The sequence below is a fragment of the Salinisphaera sp. S4-8 genome, assembly GCF_040361235.1.
In the GTDB taxonomy this organism is placed as follows: Bacteria; Pseudomonadota; Gammaproteobacteria; order Nevskiales; family Salinisphaeraceae; genus Salinisphaera.
In genome coordinates, this window is record NZ_APNF01000004.1 from 192,266 (window position 1) to 208,268 (window position 16,003).

The window sequence follows — 16,003 nt, forward strand, 5'->3', positions numbered from 1 at the left end:
AGAACGATGGCCACAGGGTAACGCCTGGCCCCAATGCGGTGCGTTACACGCGAAAGAATCAGTCACCCACGCAGGAACATGAGCACGGTCATGATCGAGCCGATGACCACGATGCCGATTCGGTGCCAGCGCGGGGCGATACGATAGCCAAACGCCGCGCCGATCCAGCCGCCGAGCATGGCGCCGCTGGCCATGAGCGCTGCCAGCGGCCAGTCGATGAGGCCGAAAATCGCATACACCGATACCGAGATCGTGGTCAGCGTGGCCGACATCACCGCCTTCATCGCCACCGAGGTCAGCAGCCGTGTCTGGCCCAGCAGCCCAAGCAGGGCGATGACGATGATGCCCACGCCGCCGTTGAAATAACCGCCGTATGTGCAGGCGATATAGAGCGCGACGGCGGCGACCGGCGTGCTGGCTTCGCGCTCGGCCATGTGTTGCTTGAGCCAGGGCGCGGCCGCGAAAATGAGCGTGGCCACGCCCATCAGCCAGGGTACGATCGCCGAAAACGCGCGATCGCCCGTGAGCAACAAAAGCGACGCGCCGGTAACACCGCCGGCCGCGGCAATCGCCACCATCGCCAGCAGCGACAATGTGGCTGGCGGTGCGACATCGCGCCGAAAGCGAAACAGCGTGGTCGCATAGCCGGGCAGCACGGCCGTTGCGCTGGTGGCATTGGCCACGGTGGGGGGCAAGCCGTGAAACAGCAGGGCCGGCAGGGTGATGAAGCTGCCACCGCCAGCCAGCGCATTGATCGCGCCAGCCGCGAGTGCGGCAACGAAAAGCATAGCGATATCCAAGATCGTCTCCACGCCTGGGGACCCGCTGCGGCATTATCGACGCAACCTGCGCTTGGCATCCAGGCAGTGGCGGCGATCGCCCGCGCACATCGCACGCCCGACCGGCGGGCGCTACAAACGCGCGCGGCTTGATCTGCCGGTCAGCGGCCGGCCGATCGGTCCAGCCGGCTGCGCTTACAGCCGGTCGTCGCCCTTGGTCATGCGTGCGATCAGGTTCTGCTGAAAACCCTGGGTATGCACGAAGGCCATGGCGATATGGCCGCCGATCAGGGCGAACAGAATCCAGCCCAGCAAGCCGTGCCACTGGTTACCCAGATTCGACATCCATTCGATCTTGTTTTCCATGCCGGCAAAGATCTCCACGCCGAACGCGGAAAAGCCGTGGGTGCTGCCATAGGCCCGGATGATGGCGACGACTGGCACTGCGATCAGCAAGGCATACATCGCAACATGTCCCAGCGCGGCCACGCGTTCCAGCGCACCCGTGTGCGCAGGCCGCCGGGAGAGGTTGATCAGCCCCCAAAGGCCGCGCAAGACAGCCAGAATCAGAATCAACAAACCGTTGGAGAAATGCAGGCTGAAGAAGAAATCGGTGATCGGTGTATCGTCGAAAAAATAATGCAACGCTGCCGAGATCACCTGCCAGACCAGCAGTAGCGCCATCGCCCAGTGAAAGAACCGGCTGACCAGTCCATAGCCGTGGGCGTGATCCATGACCCGAGTATCCATGCGGAGCCCCCTATTGGCGTACCGATTGTGTTGTCGCAATGTCGGTTGTCGGGCGTCCGATTACGTTCGCAATCAGTCAGATGCTGGCGCGACCGGTACGTCTCAACCTGTAATTTTGGACCAGCCTAGCGCAATCGACAGAGCAAAGCGTTAGTCATACGTTGGAATAATGTTACCGGTCGCCCGCGCTCACCGCGGCAGGGGATTATGGTGTCGGCGCGGCGCCCCGCTGAGAGCGTTCGCTCGGCGCGATGCCATAGACGCGACGATAGGCGGTCGCAAAGTTCGCAGCGCTGCTGTAACCGGCCAGTTCGGCGGCATGGGCCACGCTGGCGCCGTCCTCGCGCAGTGCGCGATCGGCCGCCTGCAGGCGCCGTGCGCGCATGAATTTCTGCACGCTCATGCCATAGCAGATACGAAAATGGCGCTGCAGGCTGCTGCGGCTCATGCCGGCTTCGCGTGCCAGCGCATCCACGCTGAGCAAAGCGGACGCCGGCCGATCCACCAATTCGCGCATGCGTCGCAGCCGGCGGGCGTCGATCGGCTTGGGCAGCGCGTCGGTGGTCGGGTTGTCGAGCAACACCGGCAGCGCGTCGGCGACGATGGCCAGCGCCAGACTTTCACATTGCAGGCGGTGCGCCAGGCCAACGCTTTCCGATACGACCAGCGATCGTGCACTGGCGATCAGCGCGGCCCCCGGTTGCCAGGGCTGCAAGCTCAGATGCGGGGCCTCGATCAGCCGAGCGCCGTTACGGGACGCGTCGTGGTCGACCAGACGCGCGCGCAGCCAGGCGTAGGGCACGGTCAGGGTCAGGCTTTGCTCATGGGTGTTCGCCCGTGCGCGCCGTTCGAAAGCGGTGTTTTCGTGCAGGTGCAGTGCGTAGGCACAGGGGCCATCGGCAGCGACCGGCAGGGCACGCCCGCCGAAACGTATGTCGACTTCGCCATCGAGCACGATGATCAGCTTCAGTCCGGGCCGCAGCTGGGCACGTGCGCACATGTCCTGGCGATTGCGCACGCTGGCATGGCGTAGCACCAGCCCGCCGGTCAGGGTTTCGACGCCAAAACGCCCGTCCAGCGGCGGCGAGGCATCGGTAACCCGGGTTTCGTAGTCGGAGCCGAGATGGGCGGACAGACGGTCCAGCTGCGCGGTGTCGATGAAGCGGGCCGAATCGGGCGCGGCGGTCGAATGCAAAGACATTTGAGCGTTTCGCAAAGGTTTCGGATGCGGGGGTCTGGAATAATGCGCAGCTCTAGTTGCAAATGCAAAAGATTCGCATTTGCAAAGGGGTGTTTTTAGACGCCGGTTGGGCCGCGCGTTGTTTTTGGGGAAATATATGAACCGCTGTATCGATACACGGCCGTCGCTTCGCGCGCGTTGTTTACTGGGCATGGTGACGCTGGCCGCTGCCATGCCCGGCTGGGCGCAGAGTGCTGCGTCTGCCGACGATGCGCCGCTGGCGCTGGAGATGGTCACGGTCGAAGGCAATCAGCTCTACGACATGCAGCCGTCGGAGCAGACCGGCGGTTATGCGGTGGACGCAGCCACGGTGGGGACCAAGACGCCGGCCGCGCTCAAGGATATTCCGCAGTCGATAAGCGTGATTACGCGCGAGTCCATCGACGACCGCAATGTCGATACGCTCGACGAACTGGCGCGGCGTACGCCGGGCCTGCGCGTGCTCACCAACGATGCCGGGCGTTCGTCGATCTTTTCGCGCGGCTACGAATACGACAAGTTCAATATCGATGGTCTGCCCGCGCCCATGGCCAGCATCAACGGCACGTTGCCCAGCCTCGCGGCGTTTGATCGCGTGGAGGTCATGCGCGGGCCCTCGGGGCTGTTCAACAGCACCAGCGAACTCGGCGGCATCGTCAATCTCGTGCGCAAGCGCCCCACGGAGGATTTTCAGGGCCATGTCACCGGCCGTTATGGCAGCTTCAACCAGTATTATCTGGAAGGCGATGTCGGTGGCCCGCTCACCGATGACGGCCGGCTGCGCGGGCGCGCGGTAATCGCCGACAGCGATACCGATGGCTTTGTCGATCACAACGACAATAACGCCCAGACCTTTTACGGCACGCTCGAATACGCGATCGACCCGGACACGATGGTGGCAGTGGCCTATCTGCGCCAGGAACGCGATATCACCGTCAACAACGGCCTGGCCACCGATGCCGATGGCGATCTGCTCGACGTGGCCCGTTCGACCTTCTTCGGCGCCGACTGGAACGATTTCACCTCCACGACCGACGATTTTCTGTTCGAACTGACCCACCGGTTCGCCTCTGGCGGCTTCGGGCGTGTCGCGGCGCGCTATTCCAACCGCAATGCCGACTACAACTATGCCTTCGGCGGCAGTGCGCTGGCCGACGATGGCACCATCGGCGTTGCCGGCACGGGCGGCGATATCGACCAGAACACGCTTTCGATGGACGCCAGCTACAGCCAGCCGTTCGACACCTTCGGCAATGTCAGCGAATTCGTTGCCGGTAGTGATTACAAGCACTACGACACCGACACCATTCGCGGGCGTGCACGCCTGGGCCGTACCAATGCCGACGATTTCGCTGATCTGGCCTATGTAGATGTGCTCGAAAGCGGCTCGGTGTCGGATACCACGCAAAAGCTCGAGGAAATCGGGCTGTATTCGAAGCTGACGTTTCGTCCGATCAAGCGCCTGGCCCTGATCGGCGGCGCACGCGTGAGCGATTACAAGGTAGAACTCACCGATAACGACAGCGGCACCACCGGCACCCGCGACGACAACGGCAAGCTCACCCCCTATGCCGGGCTGGTGCTCGACGTGGATCGCCACCACGCGCTCTATGCCAGCTATTCCAAGGTGTTCAAGCCGCAGACCGCCTACGACGCGAATAACGAGCTCATCGAACCGCGCGAGGGCACGCAATACGAAACGGGCGTGAAAGGCGTCTATTTCAACGGCGACCTCAACGCCCGGGCCAGCCTGTTTCGGATGTACGATCGCAACTACGCGGCCGGCGTGCCCGGTGAGAACTACAACGCCGCGATCGGCGAGCGGCGTATCCAGGGGGTGGAATTCGAAATCGATGGTTCGCCGATCGAGCAGCTGGATATCATCGCCGGCTATACCTATCTCGATACCGAAGTCGAGCGTGGCGACCCGGAGGCGACCTTCGTGCTCATGCCCGATCACATGTTCAATCTGTGGACGAAATACGCCTTCGATTCCGGCGTGCTCGACCGCGTGAGTATCGGCGCCGGGGTGACCGCACTCAGCGACTTCAGCTCGACCCAGGGTGTCGAAGCGCCGGGTTATGCGGTGGTCGATGCCATGGTCGGCTATCGTTTTACCGACAGACTTTCCGGTGCGCTCAATGTGAACAACATCCTCGACAAGAAGTACTACAACCGGGTCGGCAGTACCGGCACCTTCAACTTCTATGGCGAGCCTACGAGCGTGGTCGGTTCGCTGCGCTACGACTTCTAGTGCCCACGAATGCCGCCATCGGATCGCGCAGGCGGCGCCTGGCCGCCGCTTGTGTGCTCTGGGCGGTGAGCGGGCTGAGCGCAGTCACGGCCCAGCCCGCTCGCCACGACGAGCCCCATCCACAGGCGGCGGCTGCGTTGCAGCATGTGCAGGTCGCGGATCCCGCCAGCGGCCGGGTCTACGAACTGCTGTTGTCGCAGCCGGACAAGCCGGCCCCGGCTGCGGGTTATGCGGTCGTTTATCTGTTTGATGGCAATCGCAGCGCGCCCAAGGCATTGGCCTGGCTGCGTGCCCACGATCTGGCCGATCGCGTGCTCGTGGTGGGGTTGGGCTATCCGGATACCGCGGATTTCGATGTAGCGCGCCGCTACCAGGATCTCACCCCCACGGCGGCGCCCGACCATCCGGGCAGTGGCCAGGCGGGCGCGTTTCTGGATTTCATCGAAACGCAGGTCAAACCGCGTATCGCACGCCGCTATCGTATCGACCCGGCCCGCACCGCGCTGTTCGGCCATTCGCTGGGCGGGCTGACCGTGCTCTATGCGCTAACCCGCAATCCGGCGCGTTATTCGGCCTACTTCGCCGCCAGCCCGTCGCTGTGGTGGCACGACGGCGATCTGATCGCACCGCTACGACAGCGAGCCCAGCGTGACGATTGCGGAGCCGGCCAGCGCCGGGATGTGGTGATCACGGTCGGGCGTGAAGAACAGCCGCTGGATCAAACGCCGACCGACCCGCCCGAGCGGCGCGCCAAGCTCGCGCGCCGCCGAATGGTGGATAACGCCGCCGCCGCGGCCGACATTCTGGGCGGCTGCGTGGCCTTCGATATCGACTACCAGATATTGCCCGGTGCCGATCATGGCGCGGCCCTGCCGGCCGGGCTGTATCACGCATTGGCACACTGGTTGGACAAGGACAGCGCTGCGCCCATGCCCTGAGCGCGCGCATGCCGGCCTGTGGCGGTGGCCGGGTAAAGCCGCCGCTTGTATTCGGCCGTTGTCGTACGCAGCTACTGGGTATTGTTCGCAATCTCTTGTGTCTTATGCCCAGTCTTTTCGACGGTGCGAGCGCGCGCATCGAAGCCGCGCTCGAACATATCGATATCTCCGACGACATCGCCCAGCAGCTGGCCCAGCCGGATACCGCGCTGAAAGTCTCGGTACCGCTGCGCCACGACGATGGCCAGATGAAGCTCTATCCCGGCTATCGGGTGCGCTACGACAACACCCTTGGCCCGGCCAAGGGCGGGATTCGTTTTCACCCGGATGTGAATGCCGACGAAGTCTCCACGCTGTCGTTCTGGATGACGATGAAATGCGCCGTGCTCGGCCTGCCGTTTGGTGGCGGCAAGGGCGGCATTGCCGTGGACCCGAAACAGCTCTCGCCGGCGGAAACCGAACGGCTGGCGCGTGCTTATATCGACAAGATCGCCGATTTCATCGGTCCGGATACCGATATCCCCGCGCCGGACGTGAACACCAACCCGCGCGTAATGGGCTGGATGATGGACCAGTACCGCATCATCAATCGCGCCGAGGAGCGTGCCGTGATTACCGGCAAACCCGTGGAAATGGGTGGCTCCGAAGGCCGCACCACGGCCACCGGCGACGGTGCCTTTCATACGCTCGAAACGATGATGAAGCGCTGGGATCGCGACGCCGATGGCACCACGGTCGCCGTGCAGGGTTTTGGCAATGCCGGCCAGCAGTTCGCGCGGCTGTGTGCGGATGCCGGCTATACGGTGGTCGCGGTCAGCGACTCCGGCGGCGGTATTTACGACGAAAACGGGCTGGATATCGATGCCGTGGCCAAGGCCAAGCAATCAAACGGCTCGGTCACCGATGCCGACGGCGAGCAGATTTCGAACGAGGATCTGATCGCGCTCGAAGTCGACGTGTTGGCCCCGGCGGCACTGGAAAACGTGATCACCGAGGACAATGCGGCCGATGTGCAGGCTGGCGTGATTGTCGAAATCGCCAACGGGCCGGTGGCCAGTGAAGCCGATGCCACGCTCATCGACAACGGTGTGCAGGTCCTGCCCGATATTCTCGCCAACGCCGGTGGCGTGACGGTGAGCTATTTCGAGTGGGTCCAGAACCGCCAGGCCTGGTACTGGGACGCCGATACCGTGGCCGAGCGGCTGGAAAAACGCATGGTCGATGCCACCGAACGCGTGGCCGAGCGCGCCGAATCGCTGGAGATCGACTACCGCACCGCGGCCTATGTGATTGCGCTGGAAAAACTCGAAAACGCGGCCCAGGCCCGCGGTACCAGCAGCTTCTTTCGCGACGGCGGCTAACCGTCGCCGGGCGCGTATCTGGCGCCCCGGCGACGAGCGATTCGCGCTGAACATGCGGATGGCCATGCCGTATCGCGGTCGGCGTTCGTGACGGTTTCGGTTCTGCGCTTTTCTTCGACTGCTTTCGGGGCACGACGCAAGCGATTGATAAGTCGAGCGTGTTCGCTTTGCTGAACGTCTAGCCGTGGCGACAGACGGGTGGTTTGGGCCGCCCGCCAGCCGCGGCGGGCTTGACGCTGCACGCGGTACGATGAATTACTAAGCGTTCCAGTGAAATGACGTTTCGTTTTAGTTCGCTGGTCGCAATAGAAGCAAAAATAAATAAGGCCCGCTCGCCCTGTACGGGTACCCGGCGAGGCCGCTCAGGAGGAGACATGAAAGACTTACGCTGGACGCAAGTCCTGGCGCTCGCGTGCGCGAGTGCCTTGGTGGTGGGCTGTTCCGATAGTGGAAGCAGCGACAACGATTCCGTCGATACGGACGGCGGCGAAACGGCGACCCGAATTCAGGATTCGCGCCAGTTCACGGCGATCACCCGGAACGACGATGGCTATACCCTGAGCTTCGGTGCCTCGAGCGGTGCAACCGTGGATACCGATCGCTGGTCGGGCGTCATGCCCAACGGCGCGGCCTATCGTGTCGAAGTGCCGCAGGATAACTGGAACGGCATGCTCATCATGTATGCGCACGGTTATCGTGGCGAAGGTAACGAACTGACGGTCAGCAACCCGGCGCTGCGCAACTACTACGTCAACAACGGCTATGCCTGGGCGGCCTCGAGCTATAGCAAGAACTATTACGACGTGCGTGCCGGCGTGGAAGACACCAACGCCCTGGCGAATGCCTTCGTCAATATCGCCGCGCAGAACGGCCGCACGCTCATGACGCCGACCAAGATCTATATCACCGGCGATTCCATGGGTGGCCATGTCACCGCTGCTGCCATCGAACAGGAAACCCAGCTCGAAGCGGCCAACAAGGTGAGCTACGCCGGCGCGGTTGCACGCTGTGGTGTGGTCGGCGGCACCTACGAGTTCGACTATCTGCTCAACTTCACCTTCGCGGCGCAGCATGCCGCCGATATGGGGCCGACGCGCTATCCGGCCACCGATTTCAACCAGACGGAAATCGACGCCGTGCTCTGGTCGACCGAACCCGGCTTTGGCCAGCAGGGTGTGCCGACCGCAGCCGGCGAGAAGCTCGAAAATATCGTACGTACGCTCAGCGGCGGTGACCGGCCCGTGTTCCAGCAGGGCTTCCGGGGCGGCTATTACGATGTGGTCATGGGCACCGGGGGCCGCGACGGCACGGTCAACGGTATTCTCGCTCGCAATCTGAGCGGCAATATCGGCTATGAATACGACTACGACGGTGATCCGGCGTCGAGCACGGTCGAGGAAACCCAGTTCAACGCGTCGATATTGCGTGTGGCGGCCGATCCGAACGCCAATCCGGCGCGTAGCGATGGCGTACGCTGGATTCCGCGGGTCAACGGCCAGTTCAGCGTGCCCATGGTGACCCTCCATGGCCTGGGCGATCTCTACGTACCGTTCGTGCACGAACAGATCTATCGCGAGCGTGCGCGTGAAAACGGCAATGACGATCTGCTCGTACAGCGGGCCGTACGTGCCCCAGGCCACTGTGACTTCACCCAGGAAGAACGCCAGGCGGCCTTCGAGGACATGATCAACTGGGAACAGAACAGCGTGAAACCGGCCGGCGACGATGTCTCGCGTACCGCGGTTGCGGATGCAGACTATGGCTGTCAGTTCACCACGGCCGATCGTCAGGGAATCGCTGCCTGCCCGGCGCCCTGAACGCAAGCAGCTAACCAAAAAAAGCCGGGCGTGCTGACGCGCCCGGCTTTTTTCGTGTCAGCGTTGGTGTGCCTACTTGCTTTTGCTGCTCATCAGGCTGGCCACGGTGGTCACCACGAGAATCCCCACGATGACCGATAGCGACAGCCAGATCGGGATTTCCGGTACCAGATGCACTTCCTGGCCGCCGTTGATGAAGGGCAGTTCGTTGGTGTGCAGGGCGTGGATCATCAGCTTGATACCGATGAAGCCGAGAATCACCGCCAGGCCCAGCGACAGATATACCAGCCGATCGAGCAGCCCGCCGAGCAGGAAGTAGAGCTGGATCAGCCCGAGCAGGGCAAAGGCATTGGCAGTGAATACGATATAGGGCTCCTTGGTGAGCCCGTAGATCGCCGGGATCGAGTCCAGCGCGAACAGGATATCGGTGGCGCCGATGGCGATCATCACGATCAGCATGGGCGTGATTAGGCGCTTGCCGTTCTTGATCGTGGTCAACCGGGTGCCATCGTATTCCTCGGTCGCAGGCAGATACTTCTGCGCCAGGCGCACCATGATATTGGGCTCGTATTCCTCATCCTCGTCATGCTTCGTACGTGCCAGACTCCAGGCGGTATACAGCAGGAAGAGGCCGAAGATGTAGAACACCCAGGAGAAGTTCTCGATCGCGGCCGCGCCGAGGGCGATGAAGACGGTGCGCAGAATGAGCGCAATGACCACGCCCACCAGCAGCACCTTTTGCTGATATTCGGCTGGCACGTTGAACGAGGCCATGATGATCACGAACACGAACAGATTGTCGACCGACAGACTCTTTTCGGTGATATAGCCGGCGAAGTATTCGATGCCGTGATCGTGGCCCCAGACCATCCACAGACCGATGCCGAAAATGATGGCCAGCACCACGTAGAAGATCGACCAGCCGCCGGCCTCCTTGAAAGACGGCGCGTGCGGCGTGCGTACGTGGGCAAAGAAATCGAATATCAGAAGCGCCAGAATACCGGCGATCGTCGCGCCCCAGACCCAGACAGGTACATCCATCGCTTGATTCTCTCTTGCGTAATTATTCGTGCGGCAGGCAAACGGCCGCCCGCGCACTGTTCGAGGCGGTGGTCGTTATGTGCCGGCCCAGCTCGGCCAATGTGACTGTCCTCGCGCCGGCTGGGTATCGCGGTTCGGCCAGCGTGCCGTGGCCGCTGCCGAGGGTAATCATGATATGCGCTGCGCCATCAAATGCTTGTTAAGACTGCGATTCATCGCAGGGTCGCAAGGCAGGCGAGCCTGAAACGCCATTTCGCAAATTCCCGAGGTGGCGCTGCCGGGTGGTATGTTACGCGCATCCAAACCGGGGGACTTGATGATGTCGCACTACCGAACGCATGACGGCGGCGAAGCGTCGTACTGGGGCGCGGGGCCGTTCAAGATACGGTTGCCGTTTTTGCACTACCGTTTCGAATGGCCGGATTATCTGCAGGGCCTTCTGATGTGCGCGGTCGATCTGGCCGCGATCCCGTTGATGACCGATCTGCTGGGCATGCCGTTCGAGGCCGCACTGGCCGTGGTCATGCTCAACGGCCTGTTCTATCTCACCCATCATCTGCTCGGCGATCCGGTCGTGCCCGGCTGGATCACGCCCGCCATTCCGTTGCTGATCGCCTACTGCGAAGGCTTTCCGGAGGGCGTGGATCGCGTGCATGCGCTGATTGCCTTTCAGTTCATGCTTGGCACGCTCTCGATCGGGCTGGGCGTGACCGGCATGGCCAAACATGTGGTGCGTTTCGTGCCGCCCGCGCTCAAGGCGGGCATCATCATGGGCGCGGGCCTGGCCGCGGTGAACAGCGTATTTGCCGATGACGGGCGCTTCTGGACCTTCCCGTACACGATTTCGATCGCGGTGGGTCTGGCGTTTCTGTTGATCTTTTCGCGCGGTTTCAACGTGCTCAAGCAGCGCAATGCGGTGTTCGGGCTGATCGGCAAACTCGGCATTTTCCCGATCATTGCGCTGGCCATCATCATCGCGCCGTTGTTCGGCGAGGCGCCCTGGCCGAATGTGGAGTGGGGCTTTTCCAAGCCGGATTTCGTCACCCTCTGGACCGAGTACACCGTCTTTGGCGTGGGCCTGCCGCCGGCGTGGTTCTTTGTCCAGGCGCTGCCGATGGTCGCGGCGACCTATATCGTGCTCTTCGGTGACGTGCTGCAGTCCAAGGCATTGCTCGACGAGGCCGATGGTTCGCGCCCGGATGAACATATCGACTACAGCCCGGACCGTGCGCACATGATCTTTGGCGCGCGTAATGCGGGCATGAGTATTCTCGGGCCGGATGTCGCCATGTGCGGGCCGCTGTGGGCGGCCATGCATGTGGTGATCGTCGAGCGCTACAAGGAAGGGCGCAAGGCGATGGATTCGATCTTCGGCGGCGCCGGGTCGTTTCGCTGGGGCACGAACACCGGCCTGCTGTTGTTGCCGATCGTGTCCATCATCCAGCCGATTCTCGCCGTGGCCCTGGCGCTGACGCTGCTCATTCAGGGCTATGTGTCGGTACGTATCGGCATCATGGAGGCCCGCAGCCAGCGCGATCTGGGCATTGCCGGTATCACCGCCGGCGTGCTGGTGACGCAGAGCGCGGCCTGGGCGTTCGGTGTGGGCATCGGGCTGTGCCTGCTCATTTATGGCAAGCGCTTCTTCACGGGCGAGAACGACGAAACCTTCGTCAAGGATGTGCACGATAACGAGCGCGACGGCTAGCCACTGGCCCGGCACCGGCGTCGCGGCGGGTGGCCGCGACGCGCCGGTTGGCACGCTCGGGCTGCGCGCATTCACGGCCACTGGTTAGAATGCGCGCCCGCCCGTCGTATTCGTTTGCCATGTCCGAAAACACCGTGCCCGCCCGCCAGCCGATTCGCAGTATTTGTGTGTATTGCGGTTCCCGCGACGGGGCGCGTCCCGTCTATCGCGACGGCGCCGCCGCGCTCGGCGATGCCCTCGCCCGTGCCGGCGTGCGCCTGGTCTATGGCGGCGCGCGGGTCGGCCTGATGGGCACGATTGCCGATGCCGCGCTGGCCGCCGGCGGCGAGGTGTATGGCGTGATTCCGCGCTCAATGATCGATCGCGAACTCGCGCATACCGGTCTGACCGAACTCAACGTGGTCGAAACCATGCACCAGCGCAAGCTGGCCATGATCGAGGCCGCGGACGGCTTCATCGCCATGCCGGGCGGCTTCGGCACGCTCGAGGAACTGTTCGAAGTGCTCACCTGGCATCAGCTGGGCTGGCACGACAAACCGTGTGGGTTGCTCGATATCGATGGCTTCTATCAGCCGCTGGCCGACTGTCTGACCCACATGCAGACCGAGGCATTCTTATCCGACGCGCAGGTTGCCCGTATCCAGCGTGCGCCCGATGCCGGTACATTGCTCGCAAGAATGGGTGTGACCCGCGACGCCTGACACGCGCCGCGTATTGAAATCAGGGAGAGCCGCCATGAGCCACAGTCAGGACAGCGTGTCCTCAAGCCAGCAAGAAGCGCATGCAACCAGCCGTGCCGGACGGATCGGCCTGGTCCTCGGCCCGCTGTTCATGCTCGCAGCACTCATACTGCCGGCGCCGGCCGGTATGGACGCCGCCGCCTGGCATTGTGCCGGTCTGGCCTTGTTCATGGCGACCTGGTGGGCGACCGAGGCGATACCGATTCCAGCGACGTCGTTGTTGCCGTTGGCCATCGGCCCGGCGATCGGCGTCGGCGGGATCGAGGATCTTGCCGCCTCCTATGCCGATGACATCATCTTTCTGTTTCTTGGCGGCTTTTTGCTGGGCCTGGCGATGCAGCGCTGGAATCTGCATCGGCGTATCGCGCTGGCCACGTTGCTGGCGGTGGGGGCGAGCCCGGCACGCCAGATCGCCGGCTTCATGATCGCTACCGGCTTCATCAGCATGTGGGTGTCCAATACCGCCACCTCGATCATGATGCTGCCGATCGGCATGTCGGTGATCAGCCTCATGGCCGAAGAGGATTCGCCCGCGGTGGATCGCTATGCCACCCGCTTGCTGCTGGGCATTGCTTATGCGGCGTCCATCGGCGGCGTGGCCACGCTCATCGGCACACCACCGAATGCCTTGCTCGCCGGCTATCTGTCCTCGGATCAGAACATCGATATCGGCTTTGCGCAGTGGATGGTCGTGGGCATTCCGGTGTCGATCGCGATGATGGCCGCGGCCTGGGCGTGGCTGACCTGGGGCGGTTTCGAGCTGGATAACAGCCAGGCCGGGCGCGACATGCTCAAGGACGAGATGAAGCAGCTGGGCGCGCTGACTCCGGCCGAAAAACGCGTCGGCGGCATGTTCCTGCTCGCCGCCGGGCTGTGGATTTTCCGGCCGTTGCTCAACAATGCCGGCATCGACTGGCTCTCCGATGCCATGATCGCCATCTTCATCGGCGTGGCGCTGTTCGTGATCCCGGCCGGTAGTGGCCGGCTCGGCCCGGATCGCGAACCGGCCAGCACCGGGCGTCTGATGAACTGGGAGAACGAGGCCAACGTGCCCTGGGGCGTATTGCTGCTGTTCGGTGGCGGTCTGGCCCTGGCCGGCGCGATCAAGAAAACCGGTCTCGCGGAATGGATCGCCACCCAGATGGAAATCTTCGGCGTTTTGCCGGCGGTACTGCTGGTCGGCGCGGTCGTGCTGGTGATCATCTCGCTGACCGAGGTCAGTTCGAATACCGCCACCGCCGCGGTATTCATGCCGTTGCTGGGCGCGCTGGCCGGCTCGGTGGGCGTCGATGTGCTGCTGTTGACCGTGCCGGCGGCGATCGCGGCCAGCTGTGCCTTCATGATGCCGGTGGCCACGCCGCCCAACGCCATCGTGTTCGCCACGGGACGGATGAAGATTCAGTCGATGATGCGCGCGGGGCTGGCGCTTAACGTTGTCTGCGTCGTGCTGGCCACGCTGATCCCGTATCTGATCATCAGCACGTTCTGGTAGCCACGCGTGGCAAGGGCGATTCGTGCGCCGGCCGGTCTGGCCGGCGCGACCGACTTCATTGCCATCGATGTCGAAACTGCCAACAATGATCCCGGCAGCATCTGCCAGATCGGCTTTGCGCGTTTCGCCGGCGGGGCACTGGTGGACAACTGGGCCTGGCTGATCCATCCGCAGACCTGGTTTTCATCCCACAACACCGCCATTCACGGCATTCGCGCCGCAGATGTGGCCGGGGCGCCGAGCTGGGATGACGTCTACGACGAAATCGCGGTCCTGCTGGCCGGGCGGATCGTGGTTTCGCATACCGCATTCGATGTCACCGCCACCGCCCGCGCCTGTGCCCGCTATGACCGGCCGCTGCTGGGCGCGCAGTGGCTGGATTCCGCGCGTGTGGCCCGGCGTGCCTTCGCCCAGTTCGCAAGGCGCGGCTGGGGGCTGGCCAGTCTGAGCGAATATCTGGCCATCGAATTCGACCACCACGATGCCGGTGAAGACGCGCGCGCGGCCGGCCTGGTAGTACTGGCTGCGGTCGAGGCCAGCGGTCGTTCGGTCGCCGACTGGCTGACCGATGCACATCGCCCGCTGCGGGAATTCGCCTAGGCGGCTCGCACCGACGCGGCGCATCCGCAGGCACCGCGTGCGCGGTATAGTGGATTAGCCCTCGGACTTGAGTTTTTTGGTGATCAATCGTTTCGCTCAGCGCCTGCCAGCGCCCAGTCAATTGCTTACGCCGCTGCACAAGCGTCTGCGCGACTGGATCGTGGGCGTGGTGTCGACCACAGAGGATTTCGGCATCGACTACGACGCCCCGGTGGGCGATGCTGGTCTGTTCGGCCCGGATAGCGTAACCTGGAAGATCCACGGCGATTTTCCGGGCATGATGTCGGGCGGTATCGCCGCACTCATGCTGCAGACATTGCACCCGCGCGCGCTCGCCGGCGTAGTCAATCATTCCCGCTTTCGTGAAGACCCGCTCGGCCGCCTGCGCCGGACAACCATGTTCGTGGCAGCGACCAGCTATGCTCCGACGGCTGATGCCGAGCGCATCATCGATATCGTCGATCGCATGCATGCCCGCGTGGTCGGGACCACCGACGAAGGCGAGCCGTATTCGGCCCGCGATCCCGAGTTGCTGACCTGGGTGCACTGCACCGAAATGGCCAGTTTTCTGGCCGGCTATATGCGCTACCGCCGGCCCGATTTGAGCATTGCGGTGCAGGACCAGTATTTCGACGAAACCCGGCGTGTTGCCGAAGCGCTGGGGGCGACCAACGTACCGGCCTCGCGTGCCGAGATGGATGATTATTTCGCCGCCATGCAGCCGCAGCTGCGCTTCGATCATCGCTCGCGCGATACCCTGGCCGTGCTCGAGGCCATGGAATTGCCGATTCCCGTCGCCGGGGTATCGCGGCGCATGTTCCTTGGCGCCGGGGCTGCGCTGCTGCCGCCCTGGGCCCGGGCGCTGATCCACCGCAGCTCGGCCCAGCGCCTGATCGACCGTGCCTCGGCTGAAAGCCTTAACCGGATCGCGCCGCTCATTCGCGCGTCCATGACGGAGGGCGTTGCCATGCGCTCGGCACGGCGCGTTGGCGCACCGCGGGAATGCCTGCACTTCGATTGATGGGGCGAAGTGCCCGCGGCGCGAATTGTTTGCCTGTTCCGAAGTGGCAAAGTCCGCAAATAAACGCGAAAAGCGCAAATGATGGCGGGCGAGGGTTATTTACGCCCCATAGCGAACGTGGGCCGTAGGTGGATTAGCGAAGCGTAATCCCACAGGAAACGCAGCCCGTGGGCCGGTTCTGCCGCGTCTTTCAACCGTGTCACGGCGCCCATCCAGCCCTGGTTTTACGCCTTGGCTCAAAGGGCAGCTGCGCCAGTGCAAAACCGCCGAGGTATGACCCGTGTCC

13 protein-coding genes are annotated in these 16,003 nt (G+C 63.3%); 9 read left to right on the plus strand and 4 right to left on the minus strand.

Annotation, left to right across the window (positions count from 1 at the left end; translation table 11 throughout):
- Positions 1-62: 62 nt before the first annotated feature.
- The 3 genes from S4A8_RS07760 to S4A8_RS07770 all read right to left on the minus strand — a co-directional run bounded on the left by S4A8_RS07760 (position 63) and on the right by S4A8_RS07770 (position 2,730).
- The gene (locus S4A8_RS07760; RefSeq protein WP_353219714.1) at positions 63-788 is read right to left on the minus strand and encodes a sulfite exporter TauE/SafE family protein; all 726 of its coding nucleotides are present in this window, start codon (positions 786-788) and stop codon (positions 63-65) included.
- Between the two features lie 186 nt (positions 789-974).
- Positions 975-1,529, minus strand: coding sequence for a cytochrome b (locus S4A8_RS07765; protein ID WP_353219715.1), 555 nt, complete (start codon positions 1,527-1,529; stop codon positions 975-977).
- A 205-nt stretch (positions 1,530-1,734) separates the two neighbouring features.
- The gene (locus tag S4A8_RS07770) at positions 1,735-2,730 is read right to left on the minus strand and encodes a helix-turn-helix transcriptional regulator (protein ID WP_353219716.1); all 996 of its coding nucleotides are present in this window, start codon (positions 2,728-2,730) and stop codon (positions 1,735-1,737) included.
- 136 nt (positions 2,731-2,866) lie between these two features.
- On the opposite strand from S4A8_RS07770, the gene S4A8_RS07775 reads away from it, so the two are divergent.
- From S4A8_RS07775 to S4A8_RS07790, 4 genes are all read left to right on the plus strand, one after another.
- A complete protein-coding gene (locus tag S4A8_RS07775; RefSeq protein WP_353219717.1) occupies positions 2,867-5,002 on the plus strand; it encodes a TonB-dependent siderophore receptor in 2,136 nt (711 codons plus the stop codon).
- Complete coding sequence (locus S4A8_RS07780; protein ID WP_353219718.1) at positions 5,002-5,940, plus strand: alpha/beta hydrolase; 939 nt, start codon at positions 5,002-5,004, stop codon at positions 5,938-5,940. The genes S4A8_RS07775 and S4A8_RS07780 overlap by 1 nt, the downstream gene beginning before the upstream one ends.
- Positions 5,941-6,044: 104 nt before the next feature.
- Positions 6,045-7,301 carry a Glu/Leu/Phe/Val family dehydrogenase gene (locus S4A8_RS07785; RefSeq protein ID WP_353219719.1) on the plus strand — a complete coding sequence of 419 codons (1,257 nt, stop codon included), beginning with the start codon at positions 6,045-6,047 and terminating at the stop codon, positions 7,299-7,301.
- 374 nt (positions 7,302-7,675) lie between these two features.
- A complete protein-coding gene (locus S4A8_RS07790; protein WP_353219720.1) occupies positions 7,676-9,118 on the plus strand; it encodes an alpha/beta hydrolase family protein in 1,443 nt (480 codons plus the stop codon).
- A gap of 72 nt (positions 9,119-9,190) precedes the next feature.
- Here the strand turns inward: S4A8_RS07790 and S4A8_RS07795 are convergent, their stop codons facing one another.
- Positions 9,191-10,159 carry a TerC family protein gene (locus S4A8_RS07795; protein WP_353219721.1) on the minus strand — a complete coding sequence of 323 codons (969 nt, stop codon included), beginning with the start codon at positions 10,157-10,159 and terminating at the stop codon, positions 9,191-9,193.
- A gap of 319 nt (positions 10,160-10,478) precedes the next feature.
- Between S4A8_RS07795 and S4A8_RS07800 the strand changes: the two genes are divergently transcribed.
- The 5 genes from S4A8_RS07800 to S4A8_RS07820 all read left to right on the plus strand — a co-directional run bounded on the left by S4A8_RS07800 (position 10,479) and on the right by S4A8_RS07820 (position 15,717).
- Complete coding sequence (locus S4A8_RS07800) at positions 10,479-11,864, plus strand: hypothetical protein (RefSeq protein WP_502950717.1); 1,386 nt, start codon at positions 10,479-10,481, stop codon at positions 11,862-11,864.
- A 119-nt stretch (positions 11,865-11,983) separates the two neighbouring features.
- Positions 11,984-12,565 (plus strand): LOG family protein, encoded by a 582-nt coding sequence (locus S4A8_RS07805; protein WP_353219723.1) that lies wholly within the window; start codon positions 11,984-11,986, stop codon positions 12,563-12,565.
- 34 nt (positions 12,566-12,599) lie between these two features.
- A complete protein-coding gene (locus tag S4A8_RS07810; RefSeq protein WP_353219724.1) occupies positions 12,600-14,096 on the plus strand; it encodes an SLC13 family permease in 1,497 nt (498 codons plus the stop codon).
- A 6-nt stretch (positions 14,097-14,102) separates the two neighbouring features.
- Complete coding sequence (locus S4A8_RS07815) at positions 14,103-14,696, plus strand: 3'-5' exonuclease (RefSeq protein ID WP_353219725.1); 594 nt, start codon at positions 14,103-14,105, stop codon at positions 14,694-14,696.
- Positions 14,697-14,775: 79 nt separating this feature from the next.
- On the plus strand, positions 14,776-15,717 hold the full coding sequence (locus S4A8_RS07820; RefSeq protein WP_353219726.1) for an oxygenase MpaB family protein: 942 nt from the start codon (positions 14,776-14,778) through the stop codon (positions 15,715-15,717).
- Positions 15,718-16,003 lie beyond the last annotated feature (286 nt).